Source organism: Pseudanabaena sp. PCC 9330, from assembly GCF_055795045.1.
Map to the genome: position 1 here is coordinate 129,160 of NZ_JAYFES010000120.1, position 21,943 is coordinate 151,102.

A 21,943-nucleotide genomic window follows, 5' to 3' on the forward strand; every position below is an offset into this window, starting at 1 on the left:
GCATTTAGGATGTTCACTGTGACTCAAACGTCTAAAAATCCTTTTGCCTCGGTCATTATTCCGGTGCTCAATGATGGGGATAAGCTAGGAAAATGTCTGCAAGCTTTAAACCTTCAAACCTACGACAGATCTAGGTTTGAAGTTATTGTGGTCGACAATGGCTCTAGCGACGTGGAAGCGGTTAGGAAGCTGGTAGAAGATTATGAAAATGTAGTTTTGGCTCACGAAGCAGTGCCAAGCTCTTACGCTGCACGCAATAAAGGCATTGCGTTGGCAAAGGGCGAGATCATTGCGTTTACAGACGCAGACTGTATCCCTCACCAAAACTGGCTAGAGCTAGGCGTTGCTCACCTATGTAAAATACCTGAATGTGGGTATGTTGTTGGCAAAGTAAACTTATTTTTTGCTCAGCCAGATCATCCTACAACCGTAGAACTCTACGAAAGTCTAACCGCTTTTCGTCAAGATCATCTGCTAAAGAATTTACATGGAGGAGCAACGGCCAACGTTTTGACATGGCGCCATATCATTGATCGTGTGGGCAATTTTGATGTCAGCCTCAAGTCTACCGGCGACATAGAATGGGGTGAGCGCATATATAAAGCGGGATTTGTTCAAACCTACGCACCCGACGTACAGGTAGATCATCCGGCACGCCGATTCTTAAATGAGCTCCAAATGCGAACAGTAAGGCTGTCTGGAGGAGTATTTGACCGGTTTGTTCAACCTAAGCGTGGGTTTATTCAGCGGCAAAAGATGTTTTTCAGACTATTGTTTGATGATCTGAATCCACCCATAGACTTTATCGTCACCGTGTTCAGGCGATCGGAAATAAAGTTTTCTCACCGATTAAAACTTATTTTTCTAGTGCTTTATGTGCGCTATCTGAGCATTTTAGAGAAAATCTGGCTCAACTTAGGGAAAAATTCTAATAGAAGCTAAGTTTCTGTCTAAAAATATTTATATTTGCTATACTCAGAGTCAGTGCCTATCTAATTTCTTTAGAGGAGGCAAGATTTAAGGATAAGAACATCAGATCAATACCCCAGACAGTTTTTTGGAGGCTGGATGCTGGACTGGTAACCGAGGATGAAGGTCTGAAAGACAATCTAAATAAGTGTTCTAGACTTCTCAGTTCAAATCGGCTGAGATCCTCGCAGGAGAAACCTTTAGTCACTCATCACTGTCTAAGAAACCAGTGTCCTTATCCATGATTTTAAAGCTCTAAAGTTTTCACAAATAATGTCCGGAAATCGAGACAAGAAAAAAGTTGAACCATGTCTACCATAGTCAAGTAGTGAGTGTTTCAAAGTCACTGATCCTGACACCAAACTGTTGTACATCGAAACCTGCACGTTGGCATGAGAGAAGATAAGTTTCTCCACTGAAAATAACAGATAGTTATCTTGGTCTTTCAAGGCTTTTAAAGATGGGAAGTCACTGAAAAAAACAATTTTGTAGAACTCTTCAAGAGGTGAGAAAAAACCAACCTCTTTCTCATCTGTCATGATATAAACAGTCCTGCCATCTTTAATCCAAGTGGCAACTCGACCCCGTATTCCTTCTGGCCGAGTTCTATAGTCAAAGTCCGGATAAATCCACCATCTTTTTTGGGCGAATTTAAGCATATCACCTCTTCTAATATGAATTGCATCAAAGTTTTTTAACTCATTAATAATAGGGTGTGCTAGAGATAAAACCTCATCACTAGGCTTCAATAGAAGATGAATTTTGTCAAGATTGTCCGAAATTTCTGGATTTAATTTTCTGGTGCTGGAGAAAATTCCTCCATCATTTCTAGATTCCCGAATGATCAGATCATGGCTCAACTTCATTAGTGCTTGCGTTGGAAAGAATTCATCTACTTTGTTTGTCGTCGGAGTAAAATCCTTAAGCTTTTGATTCCATTCCTCTTCAAATAGAAATTGAATTTCTGACTCCAGTGACGCAAAGGAGAAGTATTTAGAAGGACAAACAACTATGCTTTTCCCATTGTTGTGGATTCCAGTCAGTGTGAACTTTGGGATAATAGCAGTTCTGCCTAAAAAATTTGCTTCTGCCAACAAAGTCACTAAGTTTGCATAGTGATGACCAATACCAACCCAAATACATTGGCTGGTTTGGTATTTTAAGTGGAGTTGTTTGGGCGATTGTGCAGGCATCTCACCTTTGGCTATTCACTACCGATTTATGAATTACCGAAAATTCTTATGTATCATATCAAAAATGATGGACTAGACTGCTGGATTGTTAACCGGAGATGAAAGTCTGAATGCCAAGCTAGATAAGTACGTTAGACCTATTGGCTCAAGCCAACTGAGATCTTTGCCTAATAAGTGTTTTAGCCGTTGATTACTGCTTTAGAAGCCAGTGTCAGCTACGCTGAGTGATCTGTACACTTTCAAGGTTGAGGTTTTCGCAGTGGGATTGAGGAACTTACCCTTCCCCCACATATTTCCATTCTGCCACAAAGGCATAGTGCTGCTAGGGAGTGGCTCACCCCTGTATCTTTATAAGTGTGTGGTAAACCGTCCCACACTGGGCTGTTAGAAGATGGATGTAGCACGGGTCGCTGTACACCTCTGAAGTTAACCGCAAAATCGTCAGGAGCCCAGAGTCCGCATTGAGTAAGAACGGGTGGTGTCAGGTTACCCTTATACACGGGTGAGTGCAACCATGACTGGAGTATCACAAAAGCATTATAAGAGTGTGGATATGGAGAATTTAATTAAGCGATTATTTCCAAGGCCTTTTCTGTATTACATGGCCTACGCACGATTGATCGCTAATAAAAACTCTTTTCTTTACTCCATGGGCTGGATGCGGAGTACTTGGGAAAATAAGCCTTTAGACGCCGATGGTAATTTGGTGCCCTGGATGAATGTGCCGACTACCAGGTTGCTTGAAGAACGCCTCACCCCAGACCTGACGCTGTTTGAGTTTGGCAGCGGTTACTCCACCCTATTTTTTGCTTCCCGAGTCAAGTCGATCGCCTCGGTAGAGTTTGACAAAGATTGGTTTGATACTCTCAAGCCACAGCTTCCCGAAAATGTGACGCTCATCTTTCAAGAAAACGATGTTGACGGGAAATACTGTCGATCGATCGCCTCTACTGGCAATTTATACGATGTGGTTATAGTGGATGGCAGAGATAGGGTAAATTGTGTCAAGCAAAGCATCGCAGCCCTATCGGCTAGGGGCGTCATTTTGCTCGATGACTCACAAAGAGACTACTACCAAGAGGCGATCGCGTTTGCCAAGAGCCATGGCTTTAAAGCGCTCACCTTTGAAGGGGCAAAAGTTATCGATAAGAAAAGCTGTAGCGCCACACTTTTTTATCGACCTGGCAACTGCTTTGATATTTAATGAGCATTAAACATAAGGCGATTAACAGCATAGTTTGGTCTGCCATTCAAAACTGGGGCAGCCAGATTGGGTCATTGCTCATCTTTTTTATGCTGGCGCGGCTGTTATCGCCAGAGGCTTTTGGGTTAGTGGCCCTGGCCAATGTTTTTCTAGTCTTTATGCGGCTGTTTTTAGACCAGGGGTTTGGTCAGGCGATCATCCAACGGCAAGAGTTGGAGCCTGAGCACCTCGATACTGCTTTTTGGTTCAACCTCGCTATTGGCCTGGGTCTGACTCTGGTGGGCATCGGTATCGCTGGGCCGGTGGCTCAGCTGTTTGGGGAGCCAGCGTTGACACCGATTTTGCGGTGTTTCTCGCTTTTGTTTGTGGTGTCGGCTCTGGGGCAGCTGCAGCAATCGATCTTAGAGCGTCGATTTGAGTACAAGTTGATCGCGGCGCGATGGTTGTTTGCCACCGTTGCTGGTGGTGGTGTAGGCATTGCCATGGCCTTACAGGGGTGGGGCGTCTGGAGTTTGGTCGGTCAGCAGATGGTCTCTGAAGTTATCGGCATGTTGACGCTGTGGTTTTACAGCGATTGGCGACCGACCTTGAGGGTGTCAATGCGGCATTTTCGCGATCTGTTTGGGGTTGGCATGCACATCATGGGGGTTAATTACCTGAATTTTTTCAGCACCCGTGCCAACGATTTTTTGGTGGGGTATGTCTTTGGTCCGACAGAGTTGGGCTATTTCACGGTGGCCTATGGGGTGCTCAATGCCATGACCCAAATTTTGATTAGGACTAGTCAGGATGTTGCTTTGCCTACTTTCTCTCGTCTGCAAGAAGACCCGGCGCGCTTTCGGCGCGCTTTTTACTCGGCAACTCAGTTGACCATTACCTTGGCTACCCCTACGTTTTTGGGCATGGCGGTACTGGCACCAGAGCTGGTGAAGGTCTTATTTGGCGAGCAGTGGCTCCCGGTTGTGCCGCTCATGCAGGTGCTGGCGCTGCTGGGTATTTTGCGTTCGATTACGTTCTTTAAGGGCTCGGTTTTAATTGCCATGGGCAAGGCTAACTGGCTGTTTTGGCTAACCAGTCTGGAGGTTTTGCTGAGTTTTTTAGCGTTTGCCATTTCCTATCGGTGGGGCATTTTTGCTGTTGCCCTAGCGACGGTAATTCGTGCTTATCTGTTTTTTCCTATTGGCCAATGGGCCATTTGCAAACTTATGCCCGATCAGTTGGGTAAGTATTTTCGAGTCTTTATTGTCCCAGGTGTATGTTCTCTGATTATGGCCGCCGCTGTTTTCTTGGTCAGGCAAGGTTTAAGCAGTTACCTCCATCCACTGGGGCTGATTGTCGCAGGTACCCTAGTAGGTGCCATTACCTATGGCCTTGCGATCCGCCTGCTGGCTCCTGAGCTATTTGATAAAATTATTGAGATAGTGCAGATAATGCTTAAAACTTCTCCCCCAAAAGAGTCAGAGAACTCATAACTGCTCTTCGATGTGATGCTGGAGTAAGACAACGATCACTAGAAAATATATGTTTTTGGTCTGCTTACTTATTTTCTGAGGTGTTGACAAAGATCCCGGTGGAATAATCTGTGTAATGGATGTAATTGCCACTCATCCAGAGAACATAGTCAGTGTCTGCGGTCTGACCTCTGGGTACGACTGGACGCACATTATTATGGCTAGATTGCTGGGTTACAGCTATCGAGGACCAGGTTTTACCATAGTCATCAGTTACCCATTTTTCAATTTCAAAAACCTTGTCAATTTCTCTTGATAGATAGATTTCGGTAGGATTGGCATGGTCAATTGCAATGCCCCCGGAATAATGGGGTTCTTTTTCTGTTGAGAAAAGCTGGGTTTGAGGAAACCACCCCCCTCCTGGAGTAATCTCGTGGTCGAGCCATGCACTGCCGTTCCAGTAGGCATAGTGATAGCGATGATCAGTCGTTTTGGGTAGGCGCGTATAAGCAATCACAGGATTGCCCTTAGAATCTAATGCGATATCCCATACCCACCCTCTTACTCCATGAGCATTGCCATCGAACACAACGTCACTCTGACTATGACGAATTGGCAAGTTTTCAATGGTACTAACAAGCGTGTTGTCTGCCCTCAGAAAATTTCCATCTCTATATTTGACATAGTAGACAGAGTTTTCTGGTTCATCTCTAGGATGACCATCAGTAAACGTAAAATGAATCTCTGACTCTCCATCGGAAACTACTTTTAAGTATGGGCGTATATCTAAGCCATCACGTCCTTCATCTTGCACAAGTATCTGCGGGGGACTCCAGGTGACTCCATCGGTAGACGTAGAGAATGTTGGTTTCCAGCTTTCGCCTCGCCAGAAAACATAAAATCGCTGCTCTTGGCGTAGATAGACCGGATTGCTATAGGTAATTCTGTCGGCGTTTGAAATGGTGACCTCGTCAGACCATTGAGTAATATCTTCTGGTTTTAGCGTTGTCTTGCTAAACAAACCCCTCTCGTTATGGCGAGTATAAAATATCATAACGCGGTTGTCGGGCAGTACTAGAAAGGAGTTGTTGTTGTGGTCATTGATGCCCCAGTCTTCTTTGATGGTGACAATCTCTGTGAGACCAGTATCGTGATCGTAAGCGCCGACCTGTAGCTGACCGTTTTTGGTCATCCAGCCAGAGTAGGTTCTGTTTTTATTTCCTGATATGTAAACAGCACGAGGATCTTGAAACCAGCACCAAGCGCCATCATCAGTAAGTGCAACAGCGTTAGTAGGTTCGACAGCAACACGGTTGTTAAAACTCCCTCCAGATAGATCTAAAACTCCACAGGCAGGAAGAAAAAGGTGCGCAGCAATCAGGGCAAAGCCAAGACTACCGCGCACTCTGAAATGGTCAATCATGGGTACCTTAATAGGCCGACAGTGCAACTCTGAGGGTTTAGGCTGTTAGTTGAGAGTCACAGCAGGGTTGTCGCAAGTTGCACCGTCAGCAGTTTTTATACTACCCAGCAGGCTGGCGACGATGACGCACTGCGTAGCACCAGACTCACTGGTAATAGTGATGACAAAGGGCAAATTCGCTCTGTCAGTGGGTAGCCCCCGGTAGTCAAAGGCGATGGTATCAACAGGGGTAGTGTCTCTAATCAGAGTGCCGTTTGCCTGGGGTCGAAACCTGTAGGCCCCGAGAATGACTCTACCTCTGTTACTGACATCATTAGCCAAGATTTGCGGTAGACCAGCAGAACCTACAGGGCCAGTTTCTACAGTTGGTGGGGTAGTCGCCGTGTTGGTAAGAACTCTTACCTGCCGCGACTGTCGCCGCTGAATAGCGTCTTGCTGGGTGTTTCTTAGGGTTGCCACCAGGTCGCTGCGCACGGCGCTGGCCCGTTGCCGGTTGAGAAACCCCAGCCAGCTAGGGGCGGCGATCGCAGCCAGCACACCGATAATAATGATAACGACCAGGAGTTCTATAGCGGTGAATCCTGCTTCAGTGCTTTTGACTGGTGTAAGTCGGTGCTTCATGATGTGGCCCAAAATAAACAATCAACCCAAGCTAACCCTGTAGAACATCACCCCTAAGACTATAGACCAGGCTGTTTGTCTAGGACGCCTCGAATCAATACCTCAGACCTTAGCGTCGGCAGGCGTCCAGCATCTGATAAAGCAGTAATGCCAGAGCCCCGGGTGCTCGCATTGCCCCGTAAAAACAAAATTAACGTCTGATTGCGCCCAGAGACCAAGCCAGGGTCGGCAGGATTGCTGCCGGTTGTATTGGTGAGTACGCAAGCAAAAAAGTTATTGGCATCGGCAGGGCTTTTGAGGTAGCCTGCTGGGCAAGACTCAGCGCCCAAGCTAGCGTCTGTAGCATCAATAAAGTCGGTGAGTACGACTAGATTACTGACACCGTTGCTGTTGCGGGGTGTGGTTTGTCCAGCAATTTTTGTCCAGTTTTCAAAGCTGCTGGTGGCGCTGGTAGGGTCTCTATATCCTTGGGTGACAGTCATGGTAGGCAGCCCGCCCGCAGTGTATTTTGGTAGCTCGTAGCGCACAATTCTGGCGGGGCCGCGCCAAAAATCGTTGGCACCATTGGGCTGCTGAGCATAGACCACCAAAGTGTAGAAGCCCTGGCGCACTTTTAGGGTGTTGCACTCGCTAATTCTGGCCACATTGCCAGCAAATGCAGTAGAACAAACCGGGTTATTTTGAAAGAATCCTTGGGCGCTGGCGCTATTGGGTTCGAGGGGGTCAAGTCGCCAAAAAGCCAAGACTGGCACTTCGGTGTTGTCGCGAGGAAAATTGTCGAGTTGGTCGACTACAGCATTGGGGGTGGAGTAAATATAGACGGCCTCGCTGGCATCGCGGGTGATGTAGTCAATGGCTCGGCGCATGTCTTGCTGGGTTTGGGTGAGCACCTCTTCTCGCCGGTTGATCTGGAGTAGCTCTATAACAATGTAGAGCAGGCTACCAATGACCAACGACCCCACCACAATGGCGATCAGTAACTCAGTCAGGGTAAACCCGCTCTGCCGTGCTGCCGTAGCTGGTCGCGATCGCCTTGAGACTAAGTTTTGAACAGTTTTCTTAAACATTGGGGTTTCCCAAAGGGGTGAGTAACTTAAAATCTGTTAGTTAATTGGCACAGCCTATAGGCACCGAAGCAGCGTTGTCGAGGTATCGAATGTACCTACATAAAGAGTCACCGCTTTCGCCAGGTGTAATGGTGGTGTAGAGAGCCACCAGAGGGCGACTAGCGCGCTCTCCTAAGCCGCCCGACATGCCTAGGGAAGCAGGTTGAGCTGACAGGTTGCCGGTACCTGTTGTTACCGCGTTGCGATCGTACACGCGCACGCCCATTTGAAAGCTCACCGGAACACTGCCCACAAAACTGCCTGGAGTGCGGTAAACCTGTACGGCAAAATCGTGGCCATTTAGCGAGGCAAGGCGGGTCTGGGTGGCGGTGGGGCTGGCGACGGGGGCACCATAGACGGGGCCAGGGGCCAGGGCTACTCTGTTGTCGGCATTGTAGGCACCGGTAAAGGGCACAGATGCCGGTAGGGTATTGATGTTGGCCTCGCCCCGCTCGACCAGCAGTCGCACCCTATCGATTTCAGTTTGAGCTAGCTCTAGGGCTTGCTCAGCTTTTTGGCTTTGTACCCGAGTAGCAACCGAGATCACTAGGGCTGGGGCAATGGCGCTGCCCACCAGCCCGACCATGATGATGGCAACCAGACACTCAATCAGGGTGAGGCCATGGCTGTTGGGGGAAGTGTGTAGATACTGTTTGAGCCGATGGGTAATCACAGTTTAGAGATCTCCAGGTTGCCGATACTTGGTCAAAACTAGGCCTTGGTGAGCTTAAGGTGCCGGAGTGTGGGGCCAGAGAGGGCGTCATGCAACCCCTAGGTAGAGGGTGCATGACGCTTAGCTGCTAGGCAGGGCAGGTGCCTCGGATACTGGCGTCAAAGACGAAGTCCGTAGCAGTTCCTCTGTTAGCACAGCGGAGGTTGACGATGTAGGGGTCATCGGCGGGCAGCTCGCGGTAGTACTCGCTGCGGGGGGCACCGATGTTGACGAAGCGGCGAGCAGCGGGGGCCGGTGGCACGTAGAGCAGCGCTACATCGTAGCCCCAGCGGCGCAGCGGGGGGGTATAGTAGCCCAGCCGCTCGTTGCCATCAGGATCTTGGGTGGGGTGCCAGGCGTCGTGCTCAAAGGGGCCGGTGGCATTGGTAGAGAAATTGAGCTGAATAAACGACCCGGCTATATGAAGCTGTGTGCCATCCCAGTCTTCTAAGAAACGGACAAAGTTGTGCAGGCCGCCATAACCTTGCTGGGGTCGTTGGGGCACTAAACCACTAATGAAGGTGGCATTGACAAAGGTTTGAGCCGCACTTTGCTTATTGCGATCGCGCGATGCATTACTTGTAAAACTGGTCCAGAGGGCGTCTGTGTTGTAGACGCTGTAGAAGGGCTGAATGGCGGGAGTGCCAGCAGCGCTACGGTAGTAGGTGCCATTGCGGTCGACCCACACAGGGGCACCAGTGCCACTACTCTCTCGCACCCAGTTAGTCTGGTTGGCCGCCAGGGTAGGGCGGTTTTGGTTCATGTAGGAAGAGGTACCACCGCCGTTGCCGCCAGGAGTAGCTAGCACAAACCCATCTTCTACGGCACCGTCTCTAAAGTCGCCCGAGAGAATGGTAATGGCATCGGCCAAAATCTCTGCCGGTCGCCAGTGGTCTCGGGTAAAGGTAGCGAAGGTGTCGAGGTTGAGCTGAGCTGCGGTGCGGTTGTTGTAGAAGGGTAGGCCAAAGGCGGCGGCAAGGGTTTGGTTGTAGAGAGTCGTGGTGAACTCTTCGACAATATTGGCTCTGGTGTTAGTGGTGCTATGGAGATTGAAGTCGCCCTGTATGTAGACGCTGTTGTCGCTGATAAAGGTCATGCCGGTGAGGCGAGGTCCTGGGGCACCGTTGGGGGTGGCGGGGCCGCTCAAGTCGGCGGGGTTGCCGCTGGCGGTACGGAGCCTAAAGCCATGCACCCGGCGCTGGGGGTCAGCCACAAAGTCTACGGGCTTGAGGCTGATGCGCTTGGCCGTCAGAGGTGGGTCTTGGAACACAGGAGTGGTTCCTGGCGCTACCTGCATGCGGCAGTTGGCATCGGTTTCGATATTAAATCGTCTAGGGGTTGCTGTGTTGAGGGTGGCACAGAAGTCGGATGTGACAGTGCCGAGGGCATTTTTGGGGCGAACGATTTCGTCTTCGCGCACGGCGTCTTCTCTAAAGGCGTAGACGACGCCCTCGCCCTGTCGGTCTGGGTTGAATGCAAGCCATCGATCGCTGCCAGGGCTAGGCACAGTGCGCTGACTGAGGGCATCGAGATCGATATCTAGCACGCGGGCATTGAGCTGTTCGCGCCCGTTGTAGACACCCTTGTCGAGGAAGGGCACTTGAATGGCACCGCCCGGAATATTGATGTCAAAGCGACGGGCGTTAATATTGGCTGTGGTTAGCGCTGTGCCGGTTGAGGCTGGCACTGTCCAATCAGCAGGAGTAGCTGGTCGTGGGACAGCAGCAATAGCACTGATACCAGTGACAGCATTGGCACCAACAATCCGGTACGTCGGTGGGTTGCCCGCTGTGGGGTTAACAGTCGTCACGTAGGGGTTGGTAATGTATTCTTCAGGCTCTTGAGTAGCCGCTGGCAACGTCACCCCATCGGGCTGCTGGTGGTAGTCAGTGCCGTCGTGGTCGTGGGCAACCGTGGGGAAAAGATAGTATAGGGATGGGTAGCGAACAGACTCGTCCACTCTGTCGCTGCAAGCAATTAGACCAGCAATAGCAACGTTGCGATCGCCCCCAGCACCAGCAGGGCCAACCTGGCGAAATATGTTGGGGTCGCATGCGATCTTAAATTGATACTGGTTGGCATTACTTTGAGGCCCAACCAGCTCAGTTAAACCTGTCGCTGGCGACCAATCAACACGCTTAGCAGCGGTAAAGGTGACATCGTTAACGGCAAGGCCTCTTCTAAAGCCCAAGTCGCGATCGCGGATGAGACGGCTGAGCCGGTTTACTCGGGTAGCGACGTCATCTAGCACCGTTGTGGCTGTGGCAACGTCAATATTTCCAGGGCCGTAGGGCAGCATGGCTACCCAGTCTGCACGTCTATAGGAAGCAAAGTATGCTGCCACACCACAAGCGGATGTACCGTTAGCTGACGTGAAAGTAGCCGGAGTGTAAGTAGGACATTTAGCTAGCCATCCAGCTTGGTGAAGGTTGCGGCTGGTAAGGGTAGCCAAAATGGCTGCACTGTCTTGGCCGGTCAAGCTAGCTGAAGGACTACTCATGTAGTCAATAACAGTCTGAATGAGGTTACCAGTACGGGTAGTAATGCTCGTCAGGGTTGAGCTGAAGTTTGAGCCATAGAGGGCTTCGTATTCGGCGATTTCGCGATCGATGTTGTAGGCTAATAGGCTGACGGTGCAGGCCGCACTATGCAGTGTGGCTTTGTCAGCTGGGCTAAGGTCATCGTAGGTGACAGCCGGAGAGGCATCAAGATAGTCTACAAAGATGCGCCGCAGGGGTGAAAAATCGCCCCACATGTTGAGGTAAGGGGCCGGGTGTACGTTGTTATCTAGGGGCGGCTGGAAGGAAGGTGAACCACCCAGAGGGTCGCCAGCAAAACGGGCCAAGTTTCGAAGGGCAATACCGAGGGGTTGGTTATTGCCAATTTCAGTCGCAAACTTGATTTCAGTATCAAACGCTGCCGGAAACTGGAATTCCCAACCGTTGGTACCTTCACCCGTGAGAAAGCTAACTCTGCGAGACCCTATTGTGTCATAAGTACCAAAGGTACGGCTGTTAACAATGGTTTGAGTGGTGCCGGGGTGGGCCGTCATCGCCATGCAGGCAGCGGGAAACTGACCATTATCTCGGCTGTAGTGATATACAGTGAGCCCCTGAACGGCGGCTAGATTGTCGCGCAGAGCTTTGCGCTGTAAGTACTCGTGAGATTCTCCGTAGCGTCCTGTAGCGGGTGTGACCTTGGCGGGGTAAAGGGGGTCGCCACCGTTGTTGGCGGTCAATGCGGCACCAACGGGGCTAGAGTTCCAGCCGTTGACGTTGCCGAGTTCTAGGCGCTGACCCATAATGAGGCGCAGCCCAGACCTGATGGCCTGCCGCTCCCAATAGCCATCAAAGCCATTTTGTTCGTCGGTTAGCTTGCCGATATCGACAATGGGGCTACCCGAGGTAATCGCAGCGGGCTGGGTCACCAAGTCTAGAGAGGTGTCGCGGCTGTCGTAGCGCGGTTTTGGCCCCCAGCGGTTGTCAGCACGAAAGAAGTCGTCAACAAAGGGACGGGCTACGGCATCGTTGATGATGCGGGCACGGCGTCTAAAGTTGTCGTTATTTGGGTTATCCCAAGCGGGGTCGCGCTGCCAGGCTGCGGGGTTGATGTGTTGAGTGGTGTCTTGGGTAAACAGCACCAGGGGGTTGATGGCGATGTCTGAGGGACGAGCATTATTGCTGTTAGTGGTTCTGACCGAGTCGGTGGTGTTGGTGAGATTGCGGTTAATAATAGGGGCTTGGTTGCGACCATTCCACACGTGGAAGGTGGTATCACCACCACCGGTAGTGTTGTCATCGCGCATGCTGCCTCTGACAGCCTGGCCCTGAAACCCTGGTACACCATCACCAACGGAAATTTCGGAGGCTTCTTCGCTGTAAAGACAGGAGTTGTGGGAGCTGACCATGTGCGATCTGAGGCCATCACCAGCAGCAAAGGAAAATAGACTGCCATCGGTGTGCATAGCACCGTTCCAGTTAAACTCTGGGCCGGGAGATACATCGAGGTCATAGCGAAACCATGCACCCCATTTGTTGGCCCGTGCCGCTGTACGAGACTGTTGAAACTCTAAGGTCTCAAAGGTGCGATTGGCGTTGTTAGCATTCGCAACAAAGGCATTGACCTGAAAATTCTTTTGGAGGGTGGAGTTGGTACCCTGCTGCACAACCTGCCAGCCTCCTTCGGCGATGGCACCAGCACAGGCTGGGCTGGCCTCAGTGGTAGCCAAGGGGCCGGTACGGGTAACCAGGGCGTTGGCCTTGGCCTGGCTGACGGGGCCTTCAACGCGAACTGCGTTGCCCGTGCCGGGGCCAGCGTCGTCAACCAAAATAGAATAGACAATGATTTCGGTTGGGGCGACAACGCCGTCGCCGTTGATATCGGTCGTAAACTGCCAGGCATTGTCTAAGACACCGTCACGGTTGATGTCAACCCGAGTTTCGCCAGGCAGCGTGTAGGGGTCGTTGGCTCCGTCTAGGGGCGGAACGCGGTTGGTGACCCCATTAGACGCGTTGGGGCCTCTGCGCACCAGCATGAGATCAGACAGAATGTCGCTGGCGGGCACCCCGCTAGGAAAGCGTCGATCGTTCTGAAACATGAACTCGAGTTTGGCTTTGGCGCGGTCGATCGCCGGGGTGGTGGCATTAGAAATCACCTGCTGCTCTCGTTGCGAGATCGCCATATCGCTGCGGGTAAACGAGCGATAGGTCAGCGCCGTAGCGGTGAGCACCACCATGAGCACCATGAGCACCGTGGTAGGCAGCACAAAACCCGACCGAGCCAACCGGGCCGGTCGATTGGCCAACAGCACCAGCTGTAGCAGCCCGGTAATCAATCGCTTGAGTGCTGCTTTAGGAAGCCGCAAAGCTTGTCGCAGTGGGTGACGATGCATAGTTCTAAGACCGATTTGCCAAACTACAAAACCTGGAAACTCGCGTGGGGTAGGGCTCGATAAGGGGGCAGTAGCCTTACAACGACAACTATTTTAATCAACCTGGGGCAGTTGGCCCCTAAGGGCCGACCTGCTCACAGGTATACGGGGGTGCTCCATGGGCCAATTTATGAAGCAATTTTAGAAGCTGGGACAGGCAAGAGTGTTTCTACGTAGCCAGCAGGGTTTATGTTTAAGCTACCCAACTGATGTGATCAAACGATCACACTGCAAAAGATCGCTGGCCGAGAGCCACAGCCTGGGGGCTTAACCCCTGCTCTGGCTAGCGAAACAGTGGGTTGCGAAACAATTGTTTGCCAAGTGTGAGTCTTGCTAGAGACAGCCGACTAGCCTTTGGTCATATGCTCCTTAGGCTTCTATCTTAGTGAGAACTTCATAGTGTGTACTGAGTATTTTTTCGATACTTAATCGAATTTAGGTGATTTTTTACGTCAGCAAGCTGTCGGCACACGCAAAGGCTGCCAGGGCCGGATCCGAGAGTGGCGCGATCGGCTCTACTCCAGCGCATCGCGATTTTTGCAAAATAGTTGCTCTTATAGTGGGCGGTGCTCACCCTAGATTGGCTATGGGCGCTCGATCAAAGGTGGTGTCTTCTTGCTCAGCCAGCTCTTATACCAGACCTAAATTACACAACCCCGATGCGAAACCGACCTCGTAGGGAGCAGCGCAGTGCCCCTAAAAACCGGGGGTATACAGATAATATTTGGTATTACGCTCCCGCCTGAAAGACCTCATCTGCCGTGAGTACCAGATGAGGCAGACTGGCAGATACCAGAGCCTCGCCCCGGCGAAACAAGCGGGTTTCGTAAAGACCATTGACCCAAGTACAAATGGTAATGGTGGGCTGTTTGGGCGTACCAATGTAACGCCGACCTCCCAGCCCCTTATAGTCAACGATCCAGTATTCGGCGATGCCCATAGCCTCGTAGTCTTCAAACTTGCGGGCATAGTCGTCGGGCCAGTTGGTCGAGACCACTTCAGCTAGGAGCTTGACCGAGTCAGCGAGGGTAATCACAGACTCACGCTCCCAAAGCGGCTCTTGGGCTAGAGCCGCTGTGTCTAACATCAGCACGTCAGGCTTGTAGCCCGTATCGTAGCCCAGGGGCCGTACCAGGGCAGTATTAGGAATGAAGTAAGCCAAATCTTCGCGATCGATCAGGGCGTTGAGCTTACGGTTTAGCAAACCTACCACCTGTTCATGCGGCCCTGTAGGTTGCATCTCAACGACCACTCCATTGTGCAGTTCATAACGACCCGTGCCTGGCTTCCAGGCCAGAAAGTCGTCAAAGGCCATGGTGAGGGGTGCGACTTGAACCATAGCAGCTACCTGCGAGACACCATACAACTATAAGAGACCCACCCCGCCATTTTTCACGGGAGTGACAGTGGCTGATTGACAGGTTGGTGAATAATCTAGGCTAGGCGGCGATCGCATCCATCAGCTCTTCTGCCATGTCAAAGTTGGCCGTCACCGACTGCACATCGTCTAAGTCTTCTAGGGCATCCATCAGCTTGACCAGCAGGCGGGCTTGGTCGGGGTCGTCAACGGTGACGGTATTGCTAGGGAGCCAGCGCAGCTCGGCCTGGTGGACGGTTAGCCCCTGGGCCTTGAGGCTAGTGTCGAGGGTTTCTAGATCGGCGGGATCGCAAAATAGCTCGGCGGCGGGCATTTCTTCGTCGCGGCGGCCCAGCACTGTGGTGAGTTCGTAGGTTTCGGCACCGACTTCCATGGCGGCTTCGAGCAGGGCTTCTTCGTCGCCGGGGTGGGCGATGGTGACCACGCCTTTTTGGTCAAACATCCAGCCGACGCAGCCGGTTTCGCCCAGGTTGCCGTTGCTTTTGCTGAAGGCGGCACGCAGGTCGGCGGCGGTGCGGTTGCGGTTGTCGGTGAGCGCTTCGATCAAGATGGCGATGCCGCCGGGGCCGTAGCCCTCGTAGCGAATGGCCTCGTAGTTGTCGTCGGCACCGAGATTGCCAGACCCTTTGGCGATCGCGCGATCGATATTGTCGTTGGGCACCCCGGCAGCTTTGGCCTTGTCGATCGCCGTGCGCAGTTGAAAGTTGCCCGCCGGGTCACCACCTAGACGCGCTGACACAATGATTTCTCGCGACATCTTGGCAAAGATTTTGCCCTTGACGGCGTCGACTCGCGCTTTTTGGCGCTTGATGTTAGCCCATTTACTATGCCCTGCCATGCCTCACAGACGAGTAGACTGCGAGATCGATTTTATCGCCTTAGCGATCTATGTAGCAGGAGCGCTAGCTGTCTGCATCTAAAAGTTGATCGGCCCTACAGTGTGCAGCCTGTGGCGTCGGTGTATTTGGTAACTTGAGTTCGGGATAAAAAAATCTCTGCAAAAGCAGGCAGGCTGTCCCCTCCTGGGAGGGGTGGGGGTGGGTCAGTCGGGGGTAGCGGCGGAACATCAACGTATGCAGGTAATGACTCGGTATAGCAGTTTTGACCCACCCCGCCCTACGGGCACCCCTCCAAGGGAGGGGACGGCGTTATCCCGAACTGAGGTTTGGTAGAAGATGACCTGGTCGCGGAGGTGCTAGATTTCGCAAATTTTTGAAGCAGCGTCAGCATAAGCCTTGATCGGCTGATGGTTAAAGCTTCTCTAGCTATAGGGTGCTGTTGGGCCAAAAGCCTGCCCTGTGCGCGATCACCCCGATCAAGGCCCAGTTTGTTGCCATAGCTAAGGTACCCATCACCATTTTGATGGGTTGCATGGATGCAGCTGGTCGTCAGCCCAGGTTAGAGGATTGTTTGTGGTGTAGTGGCGAATGTGCTGGAGCGATCGCTCGTTTTGAATGATGTGGTCGTAGTAGTTGCGCTGCCAAACCGGTATGCCCGCTGCCTCGCGCCGGGCGTTGATACGTTTGGTAGTGGCTGATTTATAGGAACGAACAACCGTTGGAATTGAACCCGAGGACATCTTGCCAAAGACCGGAGTATAGGGACATTGTGGTGATCGCCCCTCTCGTCCTCGGCGACATCCAGGTTGTAGTCTCTCCGAAAACTGAGCCAAAACCGGGGGGCATATCAAAGTAGCGGGCCAGGCGCAGATCCGTGTCGGCGGTAACGCCCAGGCGAGCAATCCACGCCAGAGGGAACCCTCAAGCTTTTTCAGGTGTCTTAGTCAGGTCTTCCTCTCCTGCTCTTCGCCGGTCATCGGCACAAACTGCACCGGAATGGTGTATTCCGTCGTGATGCCCGTCAGGTGCTTGGTGATGACCAGCACTGTTTGGCTAAAGCGCCCCACCGGAATCACCAGCTTGCCCCCCAGGGCCAGCTGATCGATCAGGGCAGAGGGCACATGGGTGGGGGCAGCGCTGACCACGATCGCATCGTAGGGGGCATGCTCGGCCCAGCCAAAGTAGCCATTGCCGTGACGAACGTGCACATTGCTATAGCCCAGGTCACCCAGGGTTTGGTGGGCCTGGTGGGCCAGAGAGTCAACAATTTCAACGGTGTAAACCTGGTCGGCCAGCTGGGCCAACACAGCGGCCTGGTAGCCAGAACCTGTGCCAATTTCTAGCACCTTGCCATTGCTTGGGATGGTGGCCGCATCGACCATAAACGCCACAATGTAGGGTTGGGAAATCGTCTGGTCGTGGCTGAGGGGGAGGGGTTCGTCCTCGTAGGCCAGGTACACCTCCTGGCTGGGTACAAACCGATGGCGAGGCACGGTCAACAGGGCGTTGAGTACGCAGGGGCTGGTAATGCCCCTGGGTTTGATCTGCTCGGCGACCATGCGGTGGCGCTGCTCGGCGTAAAAGCGCTCTAGGTGCTCTACCCTGGCTGGAAAGGTCTGGGGAGCGGTGGGCTCGATCGGGCGATCGGCATCGCCGGGAGCGGACGGGTGATGAATAGCGGAATGGGCCTTGGCCATAACGACCTCCTGCCGCAGGGCATGACAACGGTTGTAGCGAGATGTATCAAGCTTGCCTGGGAATCTACTTAAATTGTACTCCTGGATACAGGTGAGGGGACCCCTGGCGATTGCCGTAATACCCTGTTGTTACAATGATGGTTACCCATGATGATGCAGAAGGCTGCATCCCCATCACCAGCCCATCCGCATCCTCACCAAATGGATACGCCGTTGAACCGCCCTCCGGTTTTGGCTTTGCCGACCAGTTAAACAGGTGGATGTCTAGGTATAGTCAGTTTATTCCTAGCGCATTACCGTAGGGCCATGAGTACAGACAGCCCCCCACCCCCCGACAGCCGTAGCGAGCTAGTGCAATTTATTCTGCTAGCCCGCGATCGCGGCACATCAGACGAATTCATCAGCAAACTGCTGCGCGACTACGGCTGGCCCTCGCGGGAAGTCGAGCGGGCCTTTTTTGAAGTCTACGAAGGGCTGCTGGGCCGCCCCCTGCCCACCCCCCGAGGAGCCTCGAGCGAGCTAGCGCGCGATGCCTTCTTTTATCTGCTGGCCTTTGTCACCCTGGGCATTTGGATTCAAGCCCTGGGGGAAATGGCCTTTATCTTCATCGACCACCTGATTCCCGACAGCCTCAGCCGAGACTACAACTCCTACGGCGATCCCTCCTGGCAGGTGGCCTTTTCCCTCGCCCGGCTGCTGGTGGCCTACCCGGTCTACCTGGGGCTGATGCGGCAGATTAACCGCGACCTGTCCACTCACCGAGAAAAAAACTTTTCAGGGGTACGCAAGTGGCTCACCTACCTGACCTTGCTGCTGGCGGCCCTGATCGCCATCGGTGCCGTGATTGCCTTTTTGACCTCCTTTTTGCGCGGCGAGCTGACGCCACGCTTTTTACTCAAGGTGTTGGTGGTGCTGGTACTCGACGGTGGGGTGCTGTGGTACTACTTCGACTGGATTCGACGCAAACCTGCCCCTAAGGTTCTAAATTTGGCCCATGAGTAGCAAACGTTTTAGCAGCAAGTCCTTTGATCGGGCCTTTGCGGCGGTGGCCACTGCGGCGGTAGGGTTGGCAATTGCCGCTGGCTTCTGGGTGCTGGGCACGCCGGGGCGGCAGCGAGAGATTGCCGCCGATCGCCAGCGATTGCAGGATGTGGCCAGCATTGCCCAGCGGCTCCACGAGCGCTACCTGACCGACACCGACAGCTTTGATCTGCCCACCACCCTGGATGCGATCGAACTGCGCAACGACCCGCTAACCAACCAGCCCTACGAGTACGAGCGGTTGGGCGATCGCACCTTTGAGCTGTGCGCCACCTTTGACACCGACAGCAGCACCCACCGGCTCGGCAACCAACCGTCGAACCCCGACGCCGCCCGGTGGCAGCACCTTGAAGGGCGGCACTGCTTTGAGTTTGATGTGACAGACTATCCAGCGCTGGCGCTTTGAGCCCGGTTGACCTGGGGCCAGTGCAGCTTGCTAAAGCCTCGCCCCTAGGGGCGCACCTCAGCCAGCTGATCGGTGGGCTGGGGCACAGAGGCGGCACCGTTGAGCGACGGCTTGCTCTGGGGTATGGGGTTGCGGGCCTTGATCAGGGCGATCGCCCTGGTCACGCTCTCTGGCAAAATCACCACCAGGCTGTCGTCGGGGGCATTGTCTAGGGCCGTGTTGATCGCCTCGGTCTCATCGAGAATGGTTTGGTAGCTGGGGGCACCGGGCACCTCCTCAAGACCGTGGACGATCCACTTGGCGGCGTCGCCCCGCTGCCGACCCCGGGTGTCGTCGTCTTCTTTAACTACAATCTGGTCAAACATCTGGGCGGCCAGCTTGCCCAGGGTGATGAAGTCTTCGTCGCGGCGATCGCCGGGGCCACCCACCACACCAATGCGCTGGCCTGGCCAGTTTTTCACAAAGCCACCCAGGGCCTCGTAGCTGGCGGGGTTGTGGGCATAGTCTACCAGGGCACTAAAGCGGCCCAGGTTAAACAGGTTCATGCGCCCAGGGGTCTGGTCGCTGGAAGCCTCAAAGGTGTGCAGCCCCTGGCGAATGTAGCCCATGTCAACCCCTTGGGCAAAGGCCGCTAGGCTAGCGGCTAGACAGTTGGCAATCTGGAAAGGAGCCTTGCCGCCCATAGTCAGGGGCACCTTTTCGGCCTGCTCAATGCGCAGCAGCCAGTCGCCCTTAAGAATCGACAGGTAGCCCTGTTCGTAGATCGCCGCCAGCCCCCCCTGCTGGGAATGCTTGCGCACCAGCTCGTTATGGGGATCCATCGAGAAGTAGGCCACCTGGCTCTTGACCTTTTGGGCCATGGCTGCCACCAGAGGGTCGTCGGCATTGAGCACCGCGTAGCCGCTGGGTCGCACGGTCTCGGCCACCACGCTCTTGAGGTGGGCCATGTCTTCGAGGGTGTTGATGTCGCCCAGGCCCATGTGGTCGGCGGCGACATTTAGCACCACGCCGATGTCACAGTCTTTAAAGGCCAGGCCCGATCGCAAAATGCCGCCCCGAGCCGTCTCTAGCACCGCCACTTCCACTGTGGGGTCTTGCAAAATTACCTGGGCGCTCTGGGGGCCGGTGGTGTCGCCAGGCTCGACCATGTTGTCGCCGATGTAGATGCCGTCGGTGGTGGTAAAGCCGACGATCTGCCCGGTCTGCTTAAAGATGTGGGCAATTAGGCGAGATGTGGTGGTTTTGCCGTTGGTGCCGGTAATCGCCAGCACCGGAATGCGGGTTGGGGAACCGGGGGGAAACAGCATCGAGAGAATTGGCTCGGCCACGTTGCGGGCAATGCCCACGCTGGGGCACACGTGCATGCGCAGCCCTGGGGCGGCGTTGACCTCGACCACTACGCCATCCACCTCGCGCAGGGGTTTAGAGATATCGGTGGTGACGATGTCGATGCCAGCGATGTCGAGGCCGATGGTTTTGGCAATGCGCTGGGCCACCCAAATATTGTCGGGGTGAATGTCGTCGGTGCGATCGATGGCGATGCCGCCCGTGCTCAGGTTGGCGGTGGCCCGCAGGTAGCACATCTCGCCTTCAGGCAGCACTGTCTCAAGGGTGTAGCCCTTGCGGTCGAGCAGTTGCCAGGTGGTGCGATCGACCTCAATGCGGGTGAGCAGGTTGTCGTGGCCCACGCCCCGGCGGGGGTCTTGGTTGGTGATCTCGATCAGCTGCTCGATGGTTGACTTGCCGTCGCCGACCACGTGGGCGGGTACCCGCTCGGCCACCGCAATCACCCGCCCGTTGATCACCAGCACTCGGTGGTCACAGCCGCGATAAAAGCGCTCGACAATGACGCCTTTAGAGACCTCTCTAGCGGCCTCGTAGGCCTCTTCGGCGGTCTGATAGTTGTTGATGTCGATGGTGATGCCGCGCCCGTGGTTGCCATCTAGGGGCTTGATCACAATGGGGTAGCCGCCCACATCTTCGATCGCATTCTCCAGCTCGTCGAGGTAGTTGATCACGGTACCCCGAGGCACCGGCACCCCAGCGTTGCGCAAAATCTGCTTGGTGCCCTCTTTGTCGCAGGCCAGCTCTACGGCGAGAATGTTGGTCTTGCTGCTCAGGGTGGCCTGTACCCGCTGCTGGTAGCGGCCATAGCCCAGCTGAATCATCGCTCGGCTAGAGAGCTGCATCCAGGGAATGTCTTGGGTTTCGGCACCGCGCACAATGGCCTCGGTGCTGGGGCCGAGGGCGGCGTCAAGGCGAAACTCGGTGAGGTCGGCCAGGTCTTGATCTAGCTCTTCTTTAGAATAGTGGCCGGTTTCGACCAGGCTGTTGCACAGACGCACCGCTGCGCGGGCCGCGTAGCGACCGGCCTGCTCGTTTTGGTACTCAAACACCACCTGGTAGACACCAGACTCAGCTGCGCCCCGGGTGCGGCCAAAGCCTACGGGCATGCCCGCCATGGTCTGCAACTCTAGGGCCACGTGCTCAACGATGTGGCCCATGTAGGTGCCCTGGCGCACGCGGCTGAGAAATCCGCCCCGGTGCCCCGGCGAGCAAAAGTGCTCGATTAAGCTGGGCAGAGTTTCGGCCAGCGCTTCGTAGAACCCAGGAATTTGGTCGGAGGGGCGATCGGCGAGATCTTCAAGATCGAGCCGCATCAAAATTAAGTTGGGGTATCGAATACTCCAGTAGTTTGGCCCTCGTAGAGTCTGGGTCTTAAGAATTCGCATGGGCTAGGTGACTCACCGGTCGTGGAACAATGTCAGCTTGGGGCTAGGTCAGTGGCGATCGCTCACGGTTCAGACTGTATACCGATTTGCTGTACTTTACCGTCTCCGTCAAAACAGTCCGCAGGTCGCTGACCTAAAAAATTAGAGGTCTGACCCAAAGGCTTAGTCCCCCAGTTTACGAGGCTGCCTGAACCATTTAAGCCCAAGCCCTGGGTTTGTGATGAAACCCCAACAATTCATC

General features: G+C 53.7%; 16 protein-coding genes. 5 read left to right on the forward strand and 11 right to left on the reverse strand.

Translation table 11 applies throughout. The annotated features are described in order from the left end of the window. Positions 1-18 precede the first annotated feature (18 nt). Positions 19-942: a glycosyltransferase family 2 protein gene (locus tag AC0QKW_RS25460; RefSeq protein WP_473153923.1), complete on the forward strand. Its 924-nt coding sequence runs from the start codon at positions 19-21 to the stop codon at positions 940-942. 245 nt (positions 943-1,187) lie between these two features. On the opposite strand, the gene AC0QKW_RS25465 is transcribed toward AC0QKW_RS25460, so the two are convergent. Beyond that, the gene (locus AC0QKW_RS25465) at positions 1,188-2,162 is read right to left on the reverse strand and encodes an O-fucosyltransferase family protein (RefSeq protein ID WP_473153924.1); all 975 of its coding nucleotides are present in this window, start codon (positions 2,160-2,162) and stop codon (positions 1,188-1,190) included. Positions 2,163-2,676: 514 nt separating this feature from the next. On the opposite strand from AC0QKW_RS25465, the gene AC0QKW_RS25470 reads away from it, so the two are divergent. Together AC0QKW_RS25470 and AC0QKW_RS25475 are read left to right on the forward strand one after the other, a co-directional pair. Beyond that, on the forward strand, positions 2,677-3,366 hold the full coding sequence (locus AC0QKW_RS25470) for an FkbM family methyltransferase (protein WP_473153925.1): 690 nt from the start codon (positions 2,677-2,679) through the stop codon (positions 3,364-3,366). Further along, positions 3,366-4,838, forward strand: a complete 1,473-nt coding sequence (locus AC0QKW_RS25475; RefSeq protein WP_473153926.1) for a lipopolysaccharide biosynthesis protein — start codon at positions 3,366-3,368, stop codon at positions 4,836-4,838. The genes AC0QKW_RS25470 and AC0QKW_RS25475 overlap by 1 nt, the downstream gene beginning before the upstream one ends. Positions 4,839-4,902: 64 nt before the next feature. Here the strand turns inward: AC0QKW_RS25475 and AC0QKW_RS25480 are convergent, their stop codons facing one another. From AC0QKW_RS25480 to AC0QKW_RS25520, 9 genes are all read right to left on the reverse strand, one after another. Further along, entirely contained in the window at positions 4,903-6,240 is a 1,338-nt protein-coding gene (locus AC0QKW_RS25480) for a BNR-4 repeat-containing protein (protein ID WP_473153927.1), read from the reverse strand. A 45-nt stretch (positions 6,241-6,285) separates the two neighbouring features. Continuing rightward, positions 6,286-6,861 (reverse strand): pilus assembly FimT family protein, encoded by a 576-nt coding sequence (locus AC0QKW_RS25485; RefSeq protein ID WP_473153928.1) that lies wholly within the window; start codon positions 6,859-6,861, stop codon positions 6,286-6,288. A 59-nt stretch (positions 6,862-6,920) separates the two neighbouring features. Continuing rightward, positions 6,921-7,928: a prepilin-type N-terminal cleavage/methylation domain-containing protein gene (locus AC0QKW_RS25490; protein ID WP_473153929.1), complete on the reverse strand. Its 1,008-nt coding sequence runs from the start codon at positions 7,926-7,928 to the stop codon at positions 6,921-6,923. 40 nt (positions 7,929-7,968) lie between these two features. Continuing rightward, entirely contained in the window at positions 7,969-8,640 is a 672-nt protein-coding gene (locus tag AC0QKW_RS25495; RefSeq protein ID WP_473153930.1) for a prepilin-type N-terminal cleavage/methylation domain-containing protein, read from the reverse strand. Positions 8,641-8,767: 127 nt separating this feature from the next. Next, positions 8,768-13,543 carry a hormogonium polysaccharide biosynthesis protein HpsA gene (gene hpsA, locus AC0QKW_RS25500; RefSeq protein ID WP_473153931.1) on the reverse strand — a complete coding sequence of 1,592 codons (4,776 nt, stop codon included), beginning with the start codon at positions 13,541-13,543 and terminating at the stop codon, positions 8,768-8,770. A gap of 796 nt (positions 13,544-14,339) precedes the next feature. Next, entirely contained in the window at positions 14,340-14,948 is a 609-nt protein-coding gene (locus tag AC0QKW_RS25505) for a Uma2 family endonuclease (RefSeq protein ID WP_473153932.1), read from the reverse strand. A 100-nt stretch (positions 14,949-15,048) separates the two neighbouring features. After that, complete coding sequence (locus tag AC0QKW_RS25510; RefSeq protein WP_473153933.1) at positions 15,049-15,825, reverse strand: YebC/PmpR family DNA-binding transcriptional regulator; 777 nt, start codon at positions 15,823-15,825, stop codon at positions 15,049-15,051. 513 nt (positions 15,826-16,338) lie between these two features. Then, complete coding sequence (locus AC0QKW_RS25515; protein WP_473153934.1) at positions 16,339-16,566, reverse strand: transposase; 228 nt, start codon at positions 16,564-16,566, stop codon at positions 16,339-16,341. A 204-nt stretch (positions 16,567-16,770) separates the two neighbouring features. Continuing rightward, complete coding sequence (locus AC0QKW_RS25520) at positions 16,771-17,523, reverse strand: protein-L-isoaspartate(D-aspartate) O-methyltransferase (protein WP_473153935.1); 753 nt, start codon at positions 17,521-17,523, stop codon at positions 16,771-16,773. A 306-nt stretch (positions 17,524-17,829) separates the two neighbouring features. On the opposite strand from AC0QKW_RS25520, the gene AC0QKW_RS25525 reads away from it, so the two are divergent. After that, positions 17,830-18,525, forward strand: coding sequence for a DUF5671 domain-containing protein (locus AC0QKW_RS25525; protein WP_473153936.1), 696 nt, complete (start codon positions 17,830-17,832; stop codon positions 18,523-18,525). Then, positions 18,518-18,970 carry a hypothetical protein gene (locus AC0QKW_RS25530; RefSeq protein ID WP_473153937.1) on the forward strand — a complete coding sequence of 151 codons (453 nt, stop codon included), beginning with the start codon at positions 18,518-18,520 and terminating at the stop codon, positions 18,968-18,970. Before AC0QKW_RS25525 ends, AC0QKW_RS25530 begins: the two co-directional genes overlap by 8 nt. 44 nt (positions 18,971-19,014) lie before the next feature. Here the strand turns inward: AC0QKW_RS25530 and cphA are convergent, their stop codons facing one another. After that, the gene (cphA, locus tag AC0QKW_RS25535) at positions 19,015-21,702 is read right to left on the reverse strand and encodes a cyanophycin synthetase (RefSeq protein ID WP_473153938.1); all 2,688 of its coding nucleotides are present in this window, start codon (positions 21,700-21,702) and stop codon (positions 19,015-19,017) included. Between the last annotated feature and the right edge of the window lie 241 nt (positions 21,703-21,943).